This window comes from Pseudomonas sp. SDO5215_S409, assembly GCF_054071325.1.
On sequence record NZ_JBSVWN010000160.1, the window covers coordinates 1 to 687 of the forward strand.

Below are 687 nucleotides of genomic sequence, written 5' to 3' on the forward strand. Positions count from 1 at the left end.
GTTTGAAGTGTAGACGAATTACTCAGAAATTTATTTCGCGAACAGCACACTAGCGGACCAGAGCTTGCTGGCGCAATTGTGGCCCGATGCCAGCTTCGTCAACGACACAACCCCATCAGGAACTGCCGGGTCTGGCGATTGGATCGCAGGCAGACGACACGGCATGCCGATGGCGCTGTCACCACAAGTTGGTTCATCTTGGCGCGCACTGATTGACGGGTCGTCCACATAAATCGGAAAAATTCCGGGAGGTTTCCCAACAGCTCCGGGCAATCCTCTGGAAGGTCGGGTCGAATGCTGCCGCGCTGGGTCAACGTTCGCAGAAACACGCGCCAGAAGCGCAGCGGCGCGGCACGATCAATCCAGATCAAGAGATCGGCCCGGGCCACGCGGTTGCCCCAAGCGGCCGAATGACCGCCTTCAAATATCCACCGATCGCGCGCCTCGACTTCGTGACAAAGGCGCGTCTTTTCATCTGCGCTTCGCTCGACCCACCCAGGCTGCCAATGAATCGTATCGATGTGAACGACCGGCAGGCCGGTACGCCTGCCCATCTCACTGGCCAACCTGCTTTTCCCTGACCCTGGTTGGCCAATAATCATCACGCGCTGCACGATCACCCACTGCTGAAGTTGAAGCTGGCCGGGATTGTTCTTATTAAAGAGCGGCCCAAGGGCAGCTTCCAAC

Annotated in this window: 1 protein-coding gene; it reads right to left on the bottom strand. The window is 57.9% G+C overall.

What is annotated here, in order from left to right:
• Positions 1–98: 98 nt before the first annotated feature.
• Positions 99–614, bottom strand: coding sequence for an AAA family ATPase (locus ACW9H9_RS28710; RefSeq protein ID WP_457346721.1), 516 nt, complete (start codon positions 612–614; stop codon positions 99–101).
• Between the last annotated feature and the right edge of the window lie 73 nt (positions 615–687).